The 16,642-nt window shown below is 62.1% G+C and carries 19 protein-coding genes; 8 read left to right on the top strand and 11 right to left on the bottom strand.

The genetic code is table 11. The features are described 5' to 3' along the window. Positions 1–140 precede the first annotated feature (140 nt). The 3 genes from F506_RS15600 to F506_RS15610 are packed head-to-tail and all read left to right on the top strand — an operon-like array spanning position 141 to position 2,568. Positions 141–1,136: a M14 family zinc carboxypeptidase gene (locus tag F506_RS15600; protein ID WP_053198893.1), complete on the top strand. Its 996-nt coding sequence runs from the start codon at positions 141–143 to the stop codon at positions 1,134–1,136. Continuing rightward, on the top strand, positions 1,133–1,891 hold the full coding sequence (locus F506_RS15605) for an alpha/beta fold hydrolase (RefSeq protein ID WP_053198895.1): 759 nt from the start codon (positions 1,133–1,135) through the stop codon (positions 1,889–1,891). Before F506_RS15600 ends, F506_RS15605 begins: the two co-directional genes overlap by 4 nt. Before the next feature lie 47 nt (positions 1,892–1,938). Next, entirely contained in the window at positions 1,939–2,568 is a 630-nt protein-coding gene (locus F506_RS15610) for a hypothetical protein (RefSeq protein ID WP_235471171.1), read from the top strand. Between the two features lie 118 nt (positions 2,569–2,686). On the opposite strand, the gene F506_RS15615 is transcribed toward F506_RS15610, so the two are convergent. The 3 genes from F506_RS15615 to F506_RS15625 all read right to left on the bottom strand — a co-directional run bounded on the left by F506_RS15615 (position 2,687) and on the right by F506_RS15625 (position 5,243). Then, complete coding sequence (locus tag F506_RS15615) at positions 2,687–3,004, bottom strand: hypothetical protein (RefSeq protein ID WP_053198900.1); 318 nt, start codon at positions 3,002–3,004, stop codon at positions 2,687–2,689. 35 nt (positions 3,005–3,039) lie between these two features. Then, on the bottom strand, positions 3,040–4,179 hold the full coding sequence (locus F506_RS15620; protein ID WP_235471172.1) for a branched-chain amino acid ABC transporter substrate-binding protein: 1,140 nt from the start codon (positions 4,177–4,179) through the stop codon (positions 3,040–3,042). A 197-nt stretch (positions 4,180–4,376) separates the two neighbouring features. Continuing rightward, positions 4,377–5,243 (bottom strand): MOSC domain-containing protein, encoded by an 867-nt coding sequence (locus F506_RS15625; protein WP_053198904.1) that lies wholly within the window; start codon positions 5,241–5,243, stop codon positions 4,377–4,379. Between the two features lie 143 nt (positions 5,244–5,386). Between F506_RS15625 and F506_RS15630 the strand changes: the two genes are divergently transcribed. Further along, a complete protein-coding gene (locus tag F506_RS15630) occupies positions 5,387–5,836 on the top strand; it encodes a CopD family protein (protein WP_053201702.1) in 450 nt (149 codons plus the stop codon). Here the strand turns inward: F506_RS15630 and alaC are convergent. Both alaC and F506_RS15640 read right to left on the bottom strand, forming a co-directional pair. Continuing rightward, on the bottom strand, positions 5,827–7,065 hold the full coding sequence (gene alaC, locus F506_RS15635) for an alanine transaminase (protein ID WP_053198906.1): 1,239 nt from the start codon (positions 7,063–7,065) through the stop codon (positions 5,827–5,829). The two genes, F506_RS15630 and alaC, sit on opposite strands and share 10 nt — an antisense overlap. A 170-nt stretch (positions 7,066–7,235) precedes the next feature. Further along, a complete protein-coding gene (locus F506_RS15640) occupies positions 7,236–8,135 on the bottom strand; it encodes a LysR family transcriptional regulator (protein WP_053198908.1) in 900 nt (299 codons plus the stop codon). Positions 8,136–8,261: 126 nt separating this feature from the next. Here F506_RS15640 and F506_RS15645 point away from each other — a divergent pair, with 126 nt between their 5' ends. Then, complete coding sequence (locus F506_RS15645; protein ID WP_053198909.1) at positions 8,262–9,161, top strand: alpha/beta hydrolase family protein; 900 nt, start codon at positions 8,262–8,264, stop codon at positions 9,159–9,161. Here F506_RS15645 and F506_RS15650 read toward each other — a convergent pair. Continuing rightward, complete coding sequence (locus F506_RS15650; protein ID WP_053198911.1) at positions 9,158–10,060, bottom strand: DMT family transporter; 903 nt, start codon at positions 10,058–10,060, stop codon at positions 9,158–9,160. The two genes, F506_RS15645 and F506_RS15650, sit on opposite strands and share 4 nt — an antisense overlap. Positions 10,061–10,112: 52 nt before the next feature. Next, positions 10,113–10,850, bottom strand: coding sequence for a GNAT family N-acetyltransferase (locus F506_RS15655; RefSeq protein WP_053201705.1), 738 nt, complete (start codon positions 10,848–10,850; stop codon positions 10,113–10,115). Positions 10,851–10,957: 107 nt separating this feature from the next. Here F506_RS15655 and pdxR point away from each other — a divergent pair, with 107 nt between their 5' ends. After that, the gene (gene pdxR / locus F506_RS15660) at positions 10,958–12,433 is read left to right on the top strand and encodes a MocR-like pyridoxine biosynthesis transcription factor PdxR (RefSeq protein WP_083457948.1); all 1,476 of its coding nucleotides are present in this window, start codon (positions 10,958–10,960) and stop codon (positions 12,431–12,433) included. A gap of 56 nt (positions 12,434–12,489) precedes the next feature. Next, complete coding sequence (locus F506_RS15665) at positions 12,490–13,248, top strand: sulfite exporter TauE/SafE family protein (protein WP_053198914.1); 759 nt, start codon at positions 12,490–12,492, stop codon at positions 13,246–13,248. A 1-nt stretch (position 13,249) separates the two neighbouring features. Here F506_RS15665 and F506_RS15670 read toward each other — a convergent pair whose 3' ends face one another. The 4 genes from F506_RS15670 to F506_RS15685 all read right to left on the bottom strand — a co-directional run bounded on the left by F506_RS15670 (position 13,250) and on the right by F506_RS15685 (position 16,000). Further along, complete coding sequence (locus F506_RS15670; protein ID WP_053198917.1) at positions 13,250–13,990, bottom strand: LrgB family protein; 741 nt, start codon at positions 13,988–13,990, stop codon at positions 13,250–13,252. After that, positions 13,983–14,369, bottom strand: coding sequence for a CidA/LrgA family protein (locus tag F506_RS15675; RefSeq protein WP_053198919.1), 387 nt, complete (start codon positions 14,367–14,369; stop codon positions 13,983–13,985). The genes F506_RS15670 and F506_RS15675 overlap by 8 nt, the downstream gene beginning before the upstream one ends. A 30-nt stretch (positions 14,370–14,399) precedes the next feature. Then, positions 14,400–14,879, bottom strand: a complete 480-nt coding sequence (locus tag F506_RS15680) for an acyl-CoA thioesterase (protein ID WP_053198921.1) — start codon at positions 14,877–14,879, stop codon at positions 14,400–14,402. A 203-nt stretch (positions 14,880–15,082) separates the two neighbouring features. After that, the gene (locus F506_RS15685) at positions 15,083–16,000 is read right to left on the bottom strand and encodes a 2-hydroxyacid dehydrogenase (RefSeq protein ID WP_053198923.1); all 918 of its coding nucleotides are present in this window, start codon (positions 15,998–16,000) and stop codon (positions 15,083–15,085) included. 155 nt (positions 16,001–16,155) lie between these two features. Here F506_RS15685 and F506_RS15690 point away from each other — a divergent pair, with 155 nt between their 5' ends. Next, positions 16,156–16,515 carry a hypothetical protein gene (locus F506_RS15690; protein ID WP_053198925.1) on the top strand — a complete coding sequence of 120 codons (360 nt, stop codon included), beginning with the start codon at positions 16,156–16,158 and terminating at the stop codon, positions 16,513–16,515. Positions 16,516–16,642: the final 127 nt, after the last annotated feature.

The raw sequence follows: 16,642 nt of genomic DNA on the forward strand, positions 1-16,642 counted from the left end.
GTGGGCACAGGCTCCTTTTTTTGCTCGCTCGTTTCACACTCGTGAAACATCCTTGTCATTTTGCCGCCGCATTTGTGTGCAAGAATAGTTGCGGACAGCAGTCCGCATAATGACGTTGTGCCTATGGAGCCGGCAGCCGCATGGATTTGAAGCTATCTGAACTGATCGAACTGGAACGCATCATCCAGGCCGGTGCGCCGCTGCTGGAAGCGCGCTCGGCCTGCAACGTCGAATTCCAGGGGCACCATTTCCCGGTGTACGTACTCAGTATCGGCAGCACCGATCCGCAAGCGCCTGCGGTCGGATTCTTCGGTGGCGTGCACGGGCTGGAGCGCATCGGCACACGGATCCTGCTGGCCTTTCTGCGCAGCCTGCTGGGCCGTCTCAAGTGGGACAAGGTCTTGCACCATCAACTCGAATCAGTGCGCCTGATCTTCATGCCGCTGGTCAATCCTGCCGGCATGTGGAACAACACCCGCTGCAACGCCAACGGCATCGACCTGATGCGCAATGCGCCCGTCGACTCGCTGGAAAAAGTCCCCTTCATGCTCGGCGGCCAGCGTTTCAGCGCGCGCCTGCCGTGGTATCGCGGACCGGCCGACGCGCCGATGCAGGCCGAGGCGCAGGCATTGTGCGATGTCGTGCGGCAGGAACTGAGCAGCCGCAAATTCAGTGTCGCGCTCGATTGCCATTCGGGATTCGGCCTGCAGGATCGCATCTGGTTTCCGTTCGCGCACAGCTCGCAACCGATACGCCACATGCCGCAGATCCAGGCGCTCCAGGACTTGTTCAGCCAGACCTACGCCGACCACAATTACCTGTTCGAACCGCAGAGCATGCAATACCTGACGCATGGCGATTTGTGGGATTACCTGTATCTGCAGACCGCTGCGGAGACCGACCACGTGTTCCTGCCGCTGACGCTGGAAATGGGCTCATGGCGCTGGGTCAAGAAGAATCCGCGCCAACTCTTCTCGCGCGCCGGCATGTTCAACCCCAACGCGCCGCATCGGCTGCAACGCGTACTGCGTAGCCACCTGGTATGGTTCGACTTCCTCACGCGCGCCGCTTGCGCCCATCAGCACTGGCTGCCCAGCGAAGACGGCAGCACGCCGGTCAGGGTGACGCCGGCATGAGGCCATGGATCCTGTTGCGCGGCCTCATGCGCGAGACGCGGCACTGGGGGGACTTTCCGCGAATTCTGGCGACGCATGTGCCGGCCGCCGACATCGTCATGCTTGATCTTCCCGGCAACGGCAGCCTGTATCGCCAGCGCAGTCCCGACTCCGTACACCACATGAGCGAAGCCTGCCGCCGACAGTTGCAGGAACGCGGCATCGCCCCACCCTATAACTTGCTGGCGCTGTCGCTCGGCGCCATGGTGGCCTGCGATTGGGCGACGCGCCACGCCGGCGAGATTGAAAAAGCGGTATTGATCAACACCAGCCTACGTCCGTTCAGTCCGTTCTACCAGCGTCTGCGCCCGCGCAATTATGCGACGCTGCTGCGCCTGGCCGTCGGCAAGGACGACAATGCCTGGCGCGAACGCGCCATTCTCCGCCTCACCAGCAACCGCCATCCGCCGGCGCGGCTGCTGAGCGAATGGATGCGCTACCTGCGCGAACAGCCGGTGACGCGCACCAACGCCTTGCGCCAGTTGTCGGCGGCGATGCGCTATGAGGCGCCGCAACAGCCGCCGGCGGCAGACTTGCTGGTCTTGTGCGGGCTGGGCGACAGGCTGGTCAATCCACGCTGCTCCCGGACGCTGGCACAACGCTGGCAAGCGCCGCTGCGTGCACATGAAAACGGCGGACACGACCTCACCCTGGACGAGCCGGATTGGGTGGCGCAACAGATCCGGGACTGGATCCGGGATGGAGAGGCATCGTAATGCGATGCGGATTCAAATGACGATGAAAACGATTACACTGTTTTCATGTGAAAGCAAAATCGGTAAAAAGCGTTGAAAACAGGCGGGCAGCGCGTTTGCGATTGCCCAATGCGTTAAAAAAATATATATTGTTTATATTATTTTTTAAGGGAGCAACCATGGCAACACAAAAAACTCAGGCAAAACCAGCTGTACGCGCAGCAGCAAAGCCGGCTGCGAAGCCTGCAGCCAAGGCGCCGGCGAAAGCGCCCGCAGCAAAAAAACCTGCGGTGAAAAAAGTCGCAGCCAAACCGGCAGTCGCAGCAAAGACCGTCGCCGCCAAAAAACCGGTCGTCAAGCCAGTTGCACCCGCGCTGAAGAAGCCGCTCGCACCGATCGCCAAAGCCATCGTCAAACCGGTCACCAAACCAGTTGCCAAAGCCGTCGCCAAGATCGAAAAGAAGGCCGAACTGAAGCTCAAGAAAGTCAAGCAAGTGCGTGACAGCTTCACCATGCCGGAAACCGAATACGAAGTCCTGGGCCAGGTCAAGAAAGCTTGCCTCAAGGCCGGATTTGAAATCAAGAAGAGCGATCTGCTGCGCATCGGCGTGTCGCTGATCAAGAACCTGGAAACCGGCAAGCTGAAAACATTGCTGGCAGGCTTGACGCCATTGAAGGTCGGCCGTCCGAAGAAATAAACGCCGCCGCTAGATCATCCTCGGCATCCCCGGCATCCCCGGGCCTCGATTGCCGGGGATGACGCCATCCCCGCCGCCGCTATCCCCTGCCTCTATCCTCTCTTCCCGCTCCTCCGCATCAGAACACCGGCAACCGCTCCAGCGTATACCGTGACTCCGGCTCTTCGCCTTCCGGATGCAGGATCGCGATCGTCTTCAGTCCCGGTCTGAGCTTCACCGCATGCACGCGCGGGCCTGCCACGACCTGGTCGCCTTCAGGGAAAACCGTCCACACGTCCTCTCCATACTTGAGCGCTTCCAGCACATGGACGATATGGCTCTCGCTGGGCGCGCTGGTCCAGCGATTGGTGTCGGTATCCGCCAGTCCCCAGCGCACGTATTGCACGTGGCCTTGCTTGTTGAAATTGACGGCGGTGATGATGCGGATGACGGGCATGTATTTTCGGGCTGGTTGATGGTCTGGCGGAATGATTATTTCTTGCCGCCGATGGTTTTCAGCGGCATCCATTTCTGGTTCCGGACCTGGTAAATGGTGAACACCGGATTGGCCAGGTTGCCTTCTTCATCGAACGCCACCGGCCCGGTCAGGCCATTGTGCCTGACCTGATGCATCGCCGCCACTATCCGTTGCCGCTCAAGCGAATTGGCTTGCCGTATCGCCGCCACCAGCACCTGCACCGCATCGTAGGAAAACGGCGCGTACAAGCCCATGTCGTCCCCGTAACGGCTCTTGTAAGCCTTGTCGAACTGCTGCCATTGCATCCCTTTGTAAGACGCCGGACCCGGTTCCAGCGCGATGGTGCCGTTGGCGGCTTCACCTGCGGCCTTCAGGAATTGCGGCCCGACTGTGCCGCCGACGCCGACCAGCGGCGCCTCGATGCCGAAGCGGCGCAACTCGCGCGCCAGTTGTCCCGCCTGCGCGTCGAGCCCGCCGAAGAAGACCACATCGGGATTCTGCTTCATGATGTTCCTGAGCACCGCGTTGAAATCCGAAGTGCGGCTGCTGATGCCGTATTGGCTGACGATATTGCCTTTGAACGACGCGACCGATTGCGCGAACTGCTTGGCGTAGCCGTTACCGAACGGGGTCTGGTCGTCGATGATGGCGATGCGCTGCGCCTTCATCTGGCGCACCACGTATTCGGCGGTGTAGTAAGCGTTCTCGTCGTCATGCGGCACGATGCGGAAAGCGGTCGGAAAGGACTGCTGCGTGTAGGCATGCGATGTGGTGGCTTGCGCAATCTGGACGACGCCGGCCTTGCTGTAGATACGCGAAGCCGGAATGCCGACGCCCGAGTTCCAGTGACCGATGACGCCGACGACACCGCTTTTCACCAAATATTCCGCCACCAGAAGACCGGTACGCATGTCGGAACGGTCGTCCTGCACCAGCAGCTTGAATACCAGCTTGTCACCATTGATGTGCAGGCCTTGCCGGTTGGCATCGTCGACGGCGATTTCCGCCGCCTGCACCAGACTGGCGCCGATGGAACCTGAGGCGCCGGTCAGCGGCGCCGCGTAGCCTATCAATACGGTCCTGTCTTCGGCCATTGCGGCCACCGACAACAACGCTGCTGCGCCCAGGCACAGCAGTTTAAAAGAACCCAGCATCTTCATTCGTTCATTTCCCCAGATTCTCAACAATACGCTTGCATGGAAAACATTGATCTCCTGGCCGGGGATCGCAAGTTTTATGCCCATTCTCATGGGAATGTACCTCAAAGAACGGATGCCGAGTAGGACAAATAAAAGAACGCTGCCCTGTGGAAATTAGAGGCGATGCGGCAGCACATGTCTGAAGGCAGGGATCAGAAAGCCAGTTCTCCCGCGACGTCTTGCCCGACGCTGATCAGATTGCCCCAGCCCTGCACCACGATCGCATTCTGGCCGAAGGTCAGACCGCCGCCGACGCGTTCGTTGGCGCGGTAAGCGGCCAGTGTGTCGAGCGGCTCATCAGGCCAGCCGGCGTCGCGCAGACCTGTCCGCTGATCGATGCCCGGCACCGGACAGCGCGCACACGGCTTGACCAGCTTGAGCACCACCTCCCTGCCTGCCGGACCGAAGCTCAGCGTGTCGACATAATCCTCTTCGTATGCCTCCAGTCCGGACAACACCAGGTTGGGCCGGAAGCGATCCATCGACAATGCCGGTGCGCCCTTCTTTTGCAGGCGCTGATTCAGGTCTTGCAGCGATGCTTCTCCGATCACCAGAATCGGGAAGCCGTCGGAAAATTGCGTCGTCGCCGTGTGATCGCCAGTCCAGCGCGGGCTACAGACGCGCCGGGACTGCGGATCGAAACGCACCAGTCGCACGTCGGCCTGCAGGTAATCCGAAAACCAGCGATGCGCAACGGCGCCGCAGTCAAGTGCGTCGACGCCATCGTCCCATATCGTCACCGCCAACCTGGCGGCGCCGTCCTCGATGCGTGACGGCAAGTGAAGGTCTGCCATGCCGGGGGCCCGCACCGTCAGCAGCGCCGGCGTGTCGTCTTCCAATGCCGTAGAGATCGTCGCCATGCGCCCGTATTCGCGTTGAGACAGGAAGCGTCCGTCGCGGTCGACCAGCATCCAGCTGCGGTCCAGGTCCAGGCCGAACTCGCCGATGGCGGCTTGCGACAGGCTGATGCCGCCGCAGGATTTGATGGGGTAGATGTACAAGGCGCTCAGGGTAATCATGGATGGGTCTTCACAAGGTTATTTTTATGATCTGGGGCAATGCGAACGGCGGCGTCCCGTACTTGCGCCGGGCATGCGACAATCGGCTTTCGCCGGACTGCCAGCAGTCCATTGCCAGGTTCTCACTATTCGCTACTGCCATGATGCTCTTCGCCAAATATTTGCATATTCTCGGTTTCACCGTCTGGGTCGGCGGCATGTTCTTCGCCTACCTCTGCCTGCGTCCGGTTGCGGCCGCCGTGTTGCAGCCCCCGGCACGGCTGGCGCTGTGGAACGGCGTGTTCGGCAAGTTCTTCACGTGGGTGTGGCTGGCAATCGCGCTGATCCTCGCCAGCGGCCTGCCCATGATGGCGCAGATGGGCAAACCGCCGGTGTACATCTCGGGCATGGCCGGACTCGGCATCCTGATGATGCTGATCTTCGCGCACCTGTTCTTCGCCCCCTACCGCCGCCTCAAGCGCGCCGTGGCCGCTGAAGACTGGGCTGCCGGCGGGGCCGCACTCGGACAGATCCGGCGCATCGTCGGCATCAACCTGATCCTCGGATTGATCGTCGTCACACTCGGTGCGCTCGGACCACTGCTTCAGGCCTGAGATCTGCGGACAGCCTTGTCTTTCGGCGGGGCTTCCTTTTCACCGCGCAGCATGCTCTTGATGCCGCGGATCGCCTGACGGATGCGCGCTTCGTTTTCGATCAGCGCGAAGCGCACGTATTCGTCGCCGTATTCGCCGAAGCCGATGCCGGGCGAGACGCAGACCTTGGCCTTGTCGAGCAACTGGCGCGAAAACTCCAGCGAGCCGAGATGACGATAGGCCTCGGGAATGCGCGCCCAGATGTACATCGACGCCTTCGGCACGTCCACCATCCAGCCGGCTTCGTGCAAGCCCTTGACCAGCACGTTGCGGCGGCTTTCATAGTTGGCGCGGATTTCTTCCACGCAGGACTGATCGCCTTCCAGGGCGGCGATTGCGGCCACCTGCACCGGCGTGAAACTGCCATAGTCGTGGTAACTCTTGATGCGCGCCAGCGCCGCCACCAGTTCCTTGTTGCCGACCATGAAACCGATGCGCCAGCCTGCCATGTTGTAGCTTTTGGACAGCGTGAAGAATTCCACCGCCACTTCGCGTGCGCCCTCGACCTGCATGATGGACGGCGCTTTCCAGCCGTCGAAGGTGATATCGGCGTACGCCAGGTCGTGCACCACCAGGATGTTGTGCTCGCGCGCCAGCTTGATCACGCGCTCGAAGAATTCCAGCTCCACGCATTGAGCGGTCGGATTCGACGGGAAGCCCAGCACCATCATCTTGGGCTTGGGATAGCTCTCGCGGATGGCACGTTCCAGTTCGGAGAAAAAGTCCACGTCCGGGCTCATGCGCACCGAGCGGATGTCGGCGCCGGCAATCACCGCACCGTAGATATGAATCGGATAGCTCGGATTCGGCACCAGCACCGTATCGCCCTTGTCCAGCGTCGCCAGCATCAGATGCGCAAGGCCTTCCTTGGAACCGATCGTGACGATCGCCTCGCTGTCCGGGTTGAACTCGACGTCGTAGCGGCTCTTGTACCAGTGCGCAATGGCCCGGCGCAGGCGTGGAATGCCTTTCGACGCGGAATAGCCGTGCGTGTCGGGACGCTGCGCCACTTCGACCAGTTTCTCGACGATATGCGGCGGCGTGGCGCCATCGGGATTGCCCATCGACATGTCGATGATGTCCTCGCCACGGCGGCGTGCGGCCATCTTGAGTTCGGCGGTGATGTTGAAAACGTAGGGGGGAAGACGATCGATGCGCGCAAAGCTGCGCGGACTGCGGGATTGAGTCATGTTGTACTTTCACGTGAGCGCCCGGAACCGTCCGAGCGACGTTGGACCCGAGAGGTCCGTTGACGATTCTACGTCAACTGTTTCGCGCTTGGGAAGAAGTCTCGCGCAAAAAGATTTTTCCCATCTTGTGTTTTAAAAATCTCAACAATCAGGGAGACCAAACATGCAGATCACTGTCTCACGCTCTCCTGCGCCAGGAACGCGATCAGGCTGCGCACGCGCGCCGGCAACAGGCGTCCCGGCAAGTGCAGCGCATACACGTGGTCGCCGATGCCAACCTCCACCTGCGCGTCCGGCAATAGATTGACCAGACGTCCCGACGCCAGGTCTTCCGTGATGAAATAATCCGGCATCACCGCCACGCACAAGGACCGCCGCACCGCTTCGCGTACGACATCGAGGTCGTTCGACAGCAGCACCGTCTCGTTCGCCAGCGGCATGGCAACGCCGCCGCGTGAAATCAACGGCTGCGTGAACTGGCGGCTGCGCGAAAAACCCGCCAGCGGCAGCACCGCCAGATTGCCGGCCGCCAGCTCAGCGGCGTAGCGCCCCGCCAGATCGGGACTGGCGCACAGCCGCCACGAAATGCCGAACAGCTTCTTCGCCACGACATTGTCCGGCAACTGCGACGCTACCCGGATCGCCAGGTCGACCGGATCGCTGGTGACGTCGACCGCCTGCTCGCTGAAACGCAGGTCGACCTGCACCCGTGGATTGGCCTGCATGTAGGACATCAGCAGAGGTTTGAGCCACACCGAACCGAGCGTCAGCGGCGCCGAAATCCGCACCAGTCCCGCCGTGTCTTCATTGAGGCCGTGCGCCAGCATGTTGGCGTCCTTGAGGATGTCGGCCATGCGGTCGGCGTGTTCAGCCAGCCGGTAGCCGGCCTCGGTCAGCCCGACCCGGCGCGTGGTGCGCATCAGCAGCTGGCAACCCAGCCGCCCTTCGATCGCCTTGATGCGGTGGCTCAGCGCCGAGCGTGACAGGCTCAGTGCCTTGGCGGCCTTGCTCAGGCTACCGGCCTTGGCGACGTGGCAGAAGATGATCAGTGAATTGGCATCGAGGCTCATATTGGTGACTTATTCTCAACAAATTGATGAAGACAGCATAGCTTATGCAAAGGTGAAGCGCTTCCTACAATGAAGGCGCTACAACAAATTTCCCTGGTTGCCTCCAATTCACCCACTTGCCGACCCATGCGCATCGAATCCCCCATCCAGATTGAAGCGACCGACGGCTACCTGCTCGGCGCGACGCTGTTCTACACCGGGGATGCGCCGCTACCCGGCCGCATCGCGATCATCAATTGTGCAACCGGCGTCAAGGCTGCCTACTACGCGCGCTACGCCCGCTTTCTGGCCGAACACGGCTATCTGGCGATCACCTGGGATTACCGCGGCATCGGCGCCTCGCGCACGGATTCCCTGCGACGACTGCGCGCCGGCAAGTTCGACTGGGGCAGCAAGGACTTCGAGGGCATCCTGCAATGGGCCGCGAATAACTTCCCCGACAGCGCCATCCATGTCATCGGCCACAGCATCGGCGGCGTCATGCCCGGCTACGCAGCATCGAACTGGAGGATCGACCGGCTGCTGATCGTCGGCGCGCAATACGCCTATTGGCGCGACTATGCGCCCGCTGCGCGCAAGCGGATGCTCCTGAAATGGCATGTGCTGATGCCGCTATTGACCGCGGTGGCCGGCTACTTCCCCGGCCGCCTGCTAGGCTGGCTGGAAGATTTGCCGGCCGGCGTCGCGCGCGAATGGGCATTCCGCCGTGCGAAACTTGAACATCCCGACGCCGCGCGGGTGCAATATTTCGGCAACCTGGGCGGCCCTACCCTAGCCTACACGATCAGCGACGATCCATTCGGCACTCCCGCTGCGGTGACGCGCCTGCTGCATTACTACACCGGCAGCGCACGCACGCTGGTGAGCCTGGCCCCGGCCGATCTGCACATCAGAGAAATCGGCCATTTCGCCTTCTTCCACGAACGTTTCCGCCAGAGCCTGTGGAACGAAACACTGCAATGGCTGAACTCAGGCGCCACGCGCCGCCGTATTCTGGAAGAGTGGCCTGCTGCCACTGCCTCCTAGGCCGCTGCCCGTTTTTCCGGCAATGCGCCGATGGCGATGCCGATGATGATCAGCGCCATCGAGGCCACCAGGCTGAGTTCCAGCGTTTCCCCCAGGGCCAGCGAGGAACAGACGATACCGAACACCGGCACTCCCAGCAGCCCCAGCGAAGTGGTCATCGCAGGTAGCGAATGGTTGACTTTATTGATCGCCCAGTAGGCAATGGCGATGCCGAACGTGGCGCTGTAGACTTGCAAGCCGACCAGCGGAACACTCCACTCGAACTGCGGCGGGCCTTCAAACAAGAAGGCGCACGGTACCAGCACGCAACTTGCGGTCAGCGCCTGCCACACCAGCAGATCGAACGGTTCGCCGATCCAGCGATGACCGCGCACATACAGGATGCTGGCGGCCCAGAACATCGCTCCCAGCAAAATCAGGCCGTTGCCGAGCACGGAGTCATGATTGCCCCAGTCGAACGCCAGCGGATTGAAGATCAGCACCAGCCCGAGCAAGCCGAACACCGTGCCGATGGCGCGTCGCAGCGTGAACGCCTCGCCCAGGAACAGGCGCGCACAGGGCGCGACCCACATTGGCGTGGTGTAGGCCAGCACCACCGAGCGTCCGGCGGCAACGTGCTGCATGCCGACATTGCCGAGTATCGAATACGCGGTCATGTGCAGCAGGCCGACGCTGAACACCACCGGCAGGTCGCCGCGCTGCGGCAGCACCAGCCGGCCGCGCGCCAGGCACAGGATCACCAGCACCAAGGTGCCGATGCACGACCGTATCGCCGTCGACCAGATCGGCGACAGGTAATGCAGGATGGCTTTGTTGACCGGCCAGGTCGTGCCCCATATCAATACAACGACACCAAGGAGGACGATGGCCTGGCGGGACGACAAACTGGATTCGCGCATGTCTTTTTACTTTTACGGATAAATCGGAGACGCCATTTTATGGCGCGGCGGCTTACTTCGCCTTGCGGTGGCGCGCCATCAATGCGCCGAGACTCTCGCGCTGCCGCCCTTGTGCATCGAAATTCTCCGGATCGAGCCAGTGTTCAAAGGCGCTCTTGACCTGCGGCCATTCGCTGTCGATGATCGAGAACCACGCCGTATCGCGGCTGCGATTTTTGTACACCACTGCCTGGCGGAACACGCCTTCAAAGGTGAATCCGTAGCGCGCAGCCGCGGCGCGCGACGGCGCATTCAAACTGTCGCACTTCCATTCGTAGCGGCGATAGCCGAGTTCATCGAAGGCGCGGCGCATCATCAGGAACATCGCCTCGGTGGCAGCGCGGGTGCGTTGCAGGCGCGGCGAAAAATTGATGTTGCCGATCTCGATCACGCCGAAATTGGGATCGATGCGCATGAAGGAACCGACGCCCACCGCCTCGCCGCTGTCGAGATTGATGATGGCGTGCATCATCGGATCCTTGCTGACGCTCATCTTTTCCACCCATGCGCGGTATTCATCAATACCGGCCGGAGGTTCGACGAACAGGTAGGTGAAATTGCGGCCGTCCTGGTCGTCGCCGTTGGCATCGAATAATTGGTCCGCGTGCGCCGGACGAATCGGCTCGACGCGGCAGTAACGCCCGTACATGGGGCTGGCCGGAGGCAATGGACGTGGTGTCCAGTCCGGCAGGGCGGCGCCGACCGGTTGTCCGAACCGGTTCTGTACAGCGGAATTTGCAGAGATCGTCATGGCTGGGCTGTTCACGGTTTTCTTGAAGAATTGTTGAGCATGCTGCACAGATTAATGATAAATTTGGTCTTTCAAAAGAGCCAATATTCTCTATTTTCATAAAACCAATGCAGAACAGCATCCCTGCTTCGCCGTTTCCGTTCGACCTGACCGGGCTGCACCTCGCGCCCGGCAAAGGTCTCGCCGTGCAGCTGTACCAAGGCCTGCGCGACCGCATCCTCAAGGGCCAGATCGACCGGCAGGTGAAGCTGCCGACCACGCGCGAACTGGCGCTGGCGCTCAGCATCTCGCGCACCACGGTGGTCCGCGCCTATGACCAGCTGTACGCCGAGGGCTACATCAGCGCGCGCGTAGGCGACGGCACCTACGTCTCGGCGCCGGCCAGCGACATTGCGCGCACACCGGCGTCCGGCAGGATCGACATCGCACCGCGCCTTTCCGAACTCGGACAGCGCATGGCCGTGTCCGCCAAGGTGCTGCCGCCGCCGGGCAAGCCGCGCACTTTCCGTATCGGCGTGCCGGCCCTGGACCTGTTCCCGGGCGATGTCTGGGCGCGCTTGCAGGCCGACTTCTGGCGGCGCGGCACCGAAAACCGCATCGGCTACAGCGACCCCGCCGGCGATCCGCAACTGCGCGAAATGCTGGCCGGCTACTTGCGCAATTCGCGCGGACTGATGTGCGATCCCGACCAGATCATCATCACCGCCGGCACTCAGCAGGCGTTATTCATGTGCGCGCAATTGCTGCTCAATCCGGGCGACACGGCGGCAATGGAAAATCCCGGTTATCCGCGCGCCGCATCGGCGCTGACGCTCAACGGCGGCAAGGTGGTCGGCATCGGCGTCGACGCCGAAGGCATCATCACGCAGGAATTGCACGCCCATCCGGATGTGCGTCTGGCCTACGTCACGCCGTCGCATCAGTACCCCAGCGGCGTCACGCTGTCGCTGGCGCGCCGGCTTGAATTGTTGGCCTGGGCCGAGGCCAGCCAGAGCTACATCCTGGAAGACGACTACGACGGCGAATACCGTTACAGCGGCACGCCGCTGGCCTTGCTGGCCTCGCTCGACCGCAGCGGCCGCGTGCTGCACATGGGGACATTTTCCAAGATTGCCTTCCCCGGCCTGCGGCTCGGCTACATCGTCGCACCGCCGGCGCTGGCGACGCCGCTGATCAACCTGCGCATGCAATACGACCGCCACTCTTCGGTGCCGGATCAAGCGGTGATGGCGGAGTTCATGGCGCAAGGCCATTTCCAGCGCCACGTGCGCCGCATGCGCCGCGCCAGCCGGGCGCGCCGCGATGCCATGGTCGACGGCTGGCAGCGTCATCTGCCGGGCGGCATCAGCCTGCCGGAAATCGATGCGGGCCTGCATTGCTCGGTGCGCGTGCCGACCATCAGACAGCAGGACGACATGATCGACCGCGCCGCCGCAGCCGGTATCGAGATCGACGGCCTGACGCGCTTCTGGCTGCCTGGTTCGGCACGCCGCCACGAGGCCGGGCTGGTGATGGGTTTCGGCGGCGCCGACGAGGCTTCCATCACCACAGCGATCAAGACGCTGGCGAAGATCTGGCGCTGACGCCGCTGTTTTTATAAGAGTGCATCAAACAAGAACAACAAGAAATGGAATAACACATGGATACGACAATCCTGATCATCGCCATCGGCGCGATGGTTGCCGGTTTCGTGCAGGGCTTGTCGGGCTTCGCCTTCAGCATGGTGGCCATGTCGTTCTGGGTATGGGCCGTCGATCCCATGCTGGCAGCGGCGTTGGCAGTGTCCGGCTCGCTGCTGGGACAGATCCTGGCGATGCTTTCGGTGCGACGCGGCTTCAAAATGCAGCGCCTGCTGCCGTTCGTCGTCGGCGGCCTGCTCGGGATTCCGTTGGGGGTTCTGGTGCTGCCGCTGCTCGATGCGAACCTGTTCAAGGCCTTCCTCGGCGCACTGCTGGCGGTGTGGTGTCCGGTCATGCTGCTGACACCCCGGTTGCCGGCGCTGCAGGTGGGCGAACGGCTCGGCGGCAGGCTGGCCGATGGCGTCGTCGGCGCCATCGGCGGTTTCATGGGCGGGATTGGCGGTTTCAGCGGCGTGGTCCCGACACTGTGGTGCAATTTACGCCAGCTCGACAAGGATGAGCAGCGCGCAGTGATCCAGAATTTCAACCTGGCCATGCAGGCGGTGACCTTCGCCACCTATGTCGGCAGCGGCATCATCACGCGCAAGACCTTGCCGATGTTTGCGGTCATGGCGCCGGCAATGCTGATTCCGACGCTGCTGGGGACGCGGCTCTACCTCGGCATCAGCGATGCCGCTTTCCGCAAGATTGTATTGAGCCTGCTGACGCTGTCGGGCATCGGCTTGTTGGCTTCATCGCTGCCGAAACTTCTCGGCTAACCTAACGCGCCAGCAAGCCGACGAACACCGGTATCAGCCACGGCGCCAGGAACGCCGTCAGCACGCCGTTGAGGCCCATGCCGAGGCCGGCGAAGGCGCCCATTTCCTGATTCACCTGAAACGCCCGCGCCGTGCCGATGCCGTGCGAAGTCACGCCAAGCGCAAAACCGCGCACCTCCGGCGAATCGATACGCATGCGATTGAACAGGAAGCGTGCCGCCACGGCGCCGAAAATCCCCGTACTGATCACCAGCACTGCCGTCAACGCCGGCAGGCCGCCGAGCTTTTCGGCCACGCCCATGGCGATCGGCGTGGTGGCGGATTTGGGTCCGATCGAGAACGCCAGCTGTGGCGAGCCGCCCAGCAAGATTGTCAGCACCACGGCTGACACGATCGCCGTGGCGGAACCCGCCAGCAGACCACAGGCCAGCGGCAGGAAGGATTTGCGCAGCCGCGGCAACTGGCGCGCCAATGGAATCGCCAGCGCCACCGTCGCAGGCCCGAGCAGGAAGTGGACGAATTGCGCGCCGGCGAAATATTCGCTGTAGGGCATGCCGCTCAGCAGCAGCACGGTGCTGACCAGTGCAATCGCGATCGCCACCGGATTGGCCAGCGGCGAAAATTTGCAGCGGCTGTAGATCCAGTACGCCACGACATAGGCGCACAAGGTCAGCGTCAACCCCAGCAGCGGCGACGCCGCAAGATAGACCCAGATCAGGCCGAATTGCGGCAACTCACGCATGACCGCCCTCGCCGTCCTTGTTGTTGCCGTCGGTGTGCCGGTTCTGCCAGTTCATCACCGCACGCGTGACGGCAGCGGTGACCGCCAGCGTCAGCAAAGTACTCACCACGACCGCCAGAATCACCGTCAGCCAATGGCCGCGCACCTGTCCCGCCGTGGCGACAATGCCGACGCCCGCCGGCACGAACAACAGCGACAGATGGCGCAGCAATTCGCTGCCGGTGGCTTCGATCCGGTCCAGCAAGGGCGGATAGGCGACCAGCGTGAAAAACAGCAGCAGCATGCCCACGACGGGGCCGGGAATGGGGAGTTTCAAGGCGAAGGTGATGCCTTCGCCCAGGCACTGGAACACCAGCAGAGTCGCGAAACTGGCAAGCATTTCACTTCCTCCGCGGTTGGGTGGGATGGATCAGGACAGCTTGGCTTCTTCGAAACGTTGCGACAACTCGGCGCGCAGCTTCTTGCGCAGCTTGGCCGCTTCGAAGCGCCGCTTTTCTTCGCCCGTGAACGGCCGCAACGACGGCACCGCAACCGGCTTGCGCTCGCCGTCGACCGCCACCATGGTGAAGAAGCAGCTGTTGACGTGACGCACTTCCTGGGTGCGGATGTTTTCGGCGACCACCTTGATGCCGACTTCCATCGAGGAGGTGCCGGTGTGGTTCACGCTGGCCAGGAAGCTCACCAGTTCGCCGACGTGGATCGGCTGGCGGAACATCACCTGGTCCACGCTCAGCGTCACCACGTACTGGCCTGCGTAGCGGCTGGCGCACGCGTAGGCGACCTGGTCGAGGAACTTGAGGATGGTGCCGCCGTGCACGTTGCCGGAGAAATTGGCCATGTCGGGCGTCATCAGGACGGTCATGGTGAGTTGGTGAGATGGCATGTCCATGGTGAGCGGCTTTCTCTGGTTTGACTGAGTCGGATTCTATGCTGGGTTTAACGTCGCCGGCGCGGCTTACTTGAACAAATAACTGAACAGCCTGCTTGGACAAGAACCGGTGCACGGGCGCGACAAGCCGGCAAGACTATCGTGAATAGTCTCGCCAGGCAAGTTTCCCGCAGCGTGGGAGCGCGTTCTGTCTGAGTTTGTTTTTAAGCGGCAGCGGCGAAATGCGCCTCGGCGTTGCGCAGGAACTTCGACACGGACGCCGTAATGGCTTCCGGCGACCAGCCCGCCATGTGCGGCGTCAGCACCACATTCTTGAATTCCAGCAATTCGCGCGGCGGTTGCGGTTCGCTTTCGTAGACATCCAGTCCGGCGCCGCCCAGTTCGCCCTTGCCCAACGCCGCGGCCAGCGCCGCCGTGTCGACCACGCTGCCGCGCGAGATATTGACCAGGAAGCCCTGCGGTCCCAGCGCCTGCAGCTCGCGGGCGCCGACCAGATGGCGCGTGGCGGCGCCGCCGGGCGTGGCGATCACCAGCACATCGCACCAGGCCGCCAATTGCTCGGTGCTGCCGAAATAGGCGTAGTCCACATCGTCGCGAGGCGAGCGATTGAAATAACCGATTTCCATGTCGAAGGCGGCGGCGCGGCGCGCGATCTTCTTGCCGATGGTGCCCAGGCCGGCCACGCCGAGGCGCTTGCCGGCCAGCTGCGGCGGCAGCACCAGCGCGTCGCGCCAAATGCCTTCGCGGCAGGCGAGATCGAGCTGGCGGATATTGCGCATGATCGCCAGCACCAGGCCCATGGCGTGGTCGGCGACGCAATCGTCATTGGTTCCGGCGCCGGTGGCGATCTTGATGCCTCGCGCAGCAGCATGCGCGGTGTCGATATTTTCATAGCCCGCGCCCAGCGCGCAGGCCAGCTCCAGCTTGCCCAGCGTATCCATCTCGGCCGCCGTGAGGCCGGTCGAACCATTGGTCAGCACTACCCGCGCGTCCTTCGCAGCATCGGCGATGGCGGCTGCGCGCGTGTCCGCAGTGGGTGCGTAGATGATCTCGAAGGCGCTGCCGATGGCGGCCTTGCTTGCTTCGGAAAGATGGATAAGGACCAGAAGTTGAGGTTTCATTGTCGGATTAAAGTGGCGTCGGGAGAGGTAATCTGTATTGGCGCAATTCTATTGTGAAACGCGAAGATGCGCGCAAGCCCCCGACATCGGCGAGAACAACAATTCCAATCGGGGAGGTACGCCGCCGCGATGCTCCTCTGGAAAAAGGACAGACCATGCGTATCGTCAAGCCGGAAACCAAGCTCGACAGCTTCTTCAACGGCAACTATTTCATGAACGGCAATGCCATGCCGGAGCGCCTGCCGTATCAGGTGGTCACGTCATGCCGCTGCGACGAAGCGCCGCTGATCGGAGAACTGATCCTGTTGCAGTTGCAGGAAGGCTTCGACCAGGGCTACGAACTGGAAATCAAAACACGCGCGCATCAGCCGCTGATCGATTTCACCGTATCGCTGGCCTGCTCGACGCCGGAACGCGCTTCCCTGGTGCGCCTGGTCAGCCGTCTCGGCCTGGAGAAAAGCGTGCGCAGCGTACGCTGGCAAAGCGTGCCGGCGGGAGATCGGCAAGAGGGATAAAAACGACCGTTCGAAAACCGCATTCGCGGCGAAGCGCGATCATTGATGAAACGCAAAAATGAGCGGAAGAAACTCATCTTCTCCGCGCGCACATGGTCTGACATTGCTGCTATCGTGTAAAAAATCG

The organism is Herbaspirillum hiltneri N3 (assembly GCF_001267925.1).
GTDB lineage: Bacteria > Pseudomonadota > Gammaproteobacteria > Burkholderiales > Burkholderiaceae_D > Herbaspirillum > Herbaspirillum hiltneri.

Coding starts and splice junctions, on each gene's coding strand:
- F506_RS15600 (WP_053198893.1), top strand. CDS start 141: ATGGATTTGAAGCTATCTGAACTGATCGAACTGGAACGCATCATCCAG.
- F506_RS15605 (WP_053198895.1), top strand. CDS start 1,133: ATGAGGCCATGGATCCTGTTGCGCGGCCTCATGCGCGAGACGCGGCAC.
- F506_RS15615 (WP_053198900.1), bottom strand. CDS start 3,004: ATGCCCGTCATCCGCATCATCACCGCCGTCAATTTCAACAAGCAAGGC.
- F506_RS15620 (WP_235471172.1), bottom strand. CDS start 4,179: ATGCTGGGTTCTTTTAAACTGCTGTGCCTGGGCGCAGCAGCGTTGTTG.
- F506_RS15625 (WP_053198904.1), bottom strand. CDS start 5,243: ATGATTACCCTGAGCGCCTTGTACATCTACCCCATCAAATCCTGCGGC.
- F506_RS15630 (WP_053201702.1), top strand. CDS start 5,387: ATGCTCTTCGCCAAATATTTGCATATTCTCGGTTTCACCGTCTGGGTC.
- alaC (WP_053198906.1), bottom strand. CDS start 7,065: ATGACTCAATCCCGCAGTCCGCGCAGCTTTGCGCGCATCGATCGTCTT.
- F506_RS15640 (WP_053198908.1), bottom strand. CDS start 8,135: ATGAGCCTCGATGCCAATTCACTGATCATCTTCTGCCACGTCGCCAAG.
- F506_RS15645 (WP_053198909.1), top strand. CDS start 8,262: ATGCGCATCGAATCCCCCATCCAGATTGAAGCGACCGACGGCTACCTG.
- F506_RS15650 (WP_053198911.1), bottom strand. CDS start 10,060: ATGCGCGAATCCAGTTTGTCGTCCCGCCAGGCCATCGTCCTCCTTGGT.
- F506_RS15655 (WP_053201705.1), bottom strand. CDS start 10,850: ATGACGATCTCTGCAAATTCCGCTGTACAGAACCGGTTCGGACAACCG.
- pdxR (WP_083457948.1), top strand. CDS start 10,958: ATGCAGAACAGCATCCCTGCTTCGCCGTTTCCGTTCGACCTGACCGGG.
- F506_RS15665 (WP_053198914.1), top strand. CDS start 12,490: ATGGATACGACAATCCTGATCATCGCCATCGGCGCGATGGTTGCCGGT.
- F506_RS15670 (WP_053198917.1), bottom strand. CDS start 13,990: ATGCGTGAGTTGCCGCAATTCGGCCTGATCTGGGTCTATCTTGCGGCG.
- F506_RS15675 (WP_053198919.1), bottom strand. CDS start 14,369: ATGCTTGCCAGTTTCGCGACTCTGCTGGTGTTCCAGTGCCTGGGCGAA.
- F506_RS15680 (WP_053198921.1), bottom strand. CDS start 14,879: ATGGACATGCCATCTCACCAACTCACCATGACCGTCCTGATGACGCCC.
- F506_RS15685 (WP_053198923.1), bottom strand. CDS start 16,000: ATGAAACCTCAACTTCTGGTCCTTATCCATCTTTCCGAAGCAAGCAAG.
- F506_RS15690 (WP_053198925.1), top strand. CDS start 16,156: ATGCGTATCGTCAAGCCGGAAACCAAGCTCGACAGCTTCTTCAACGGC.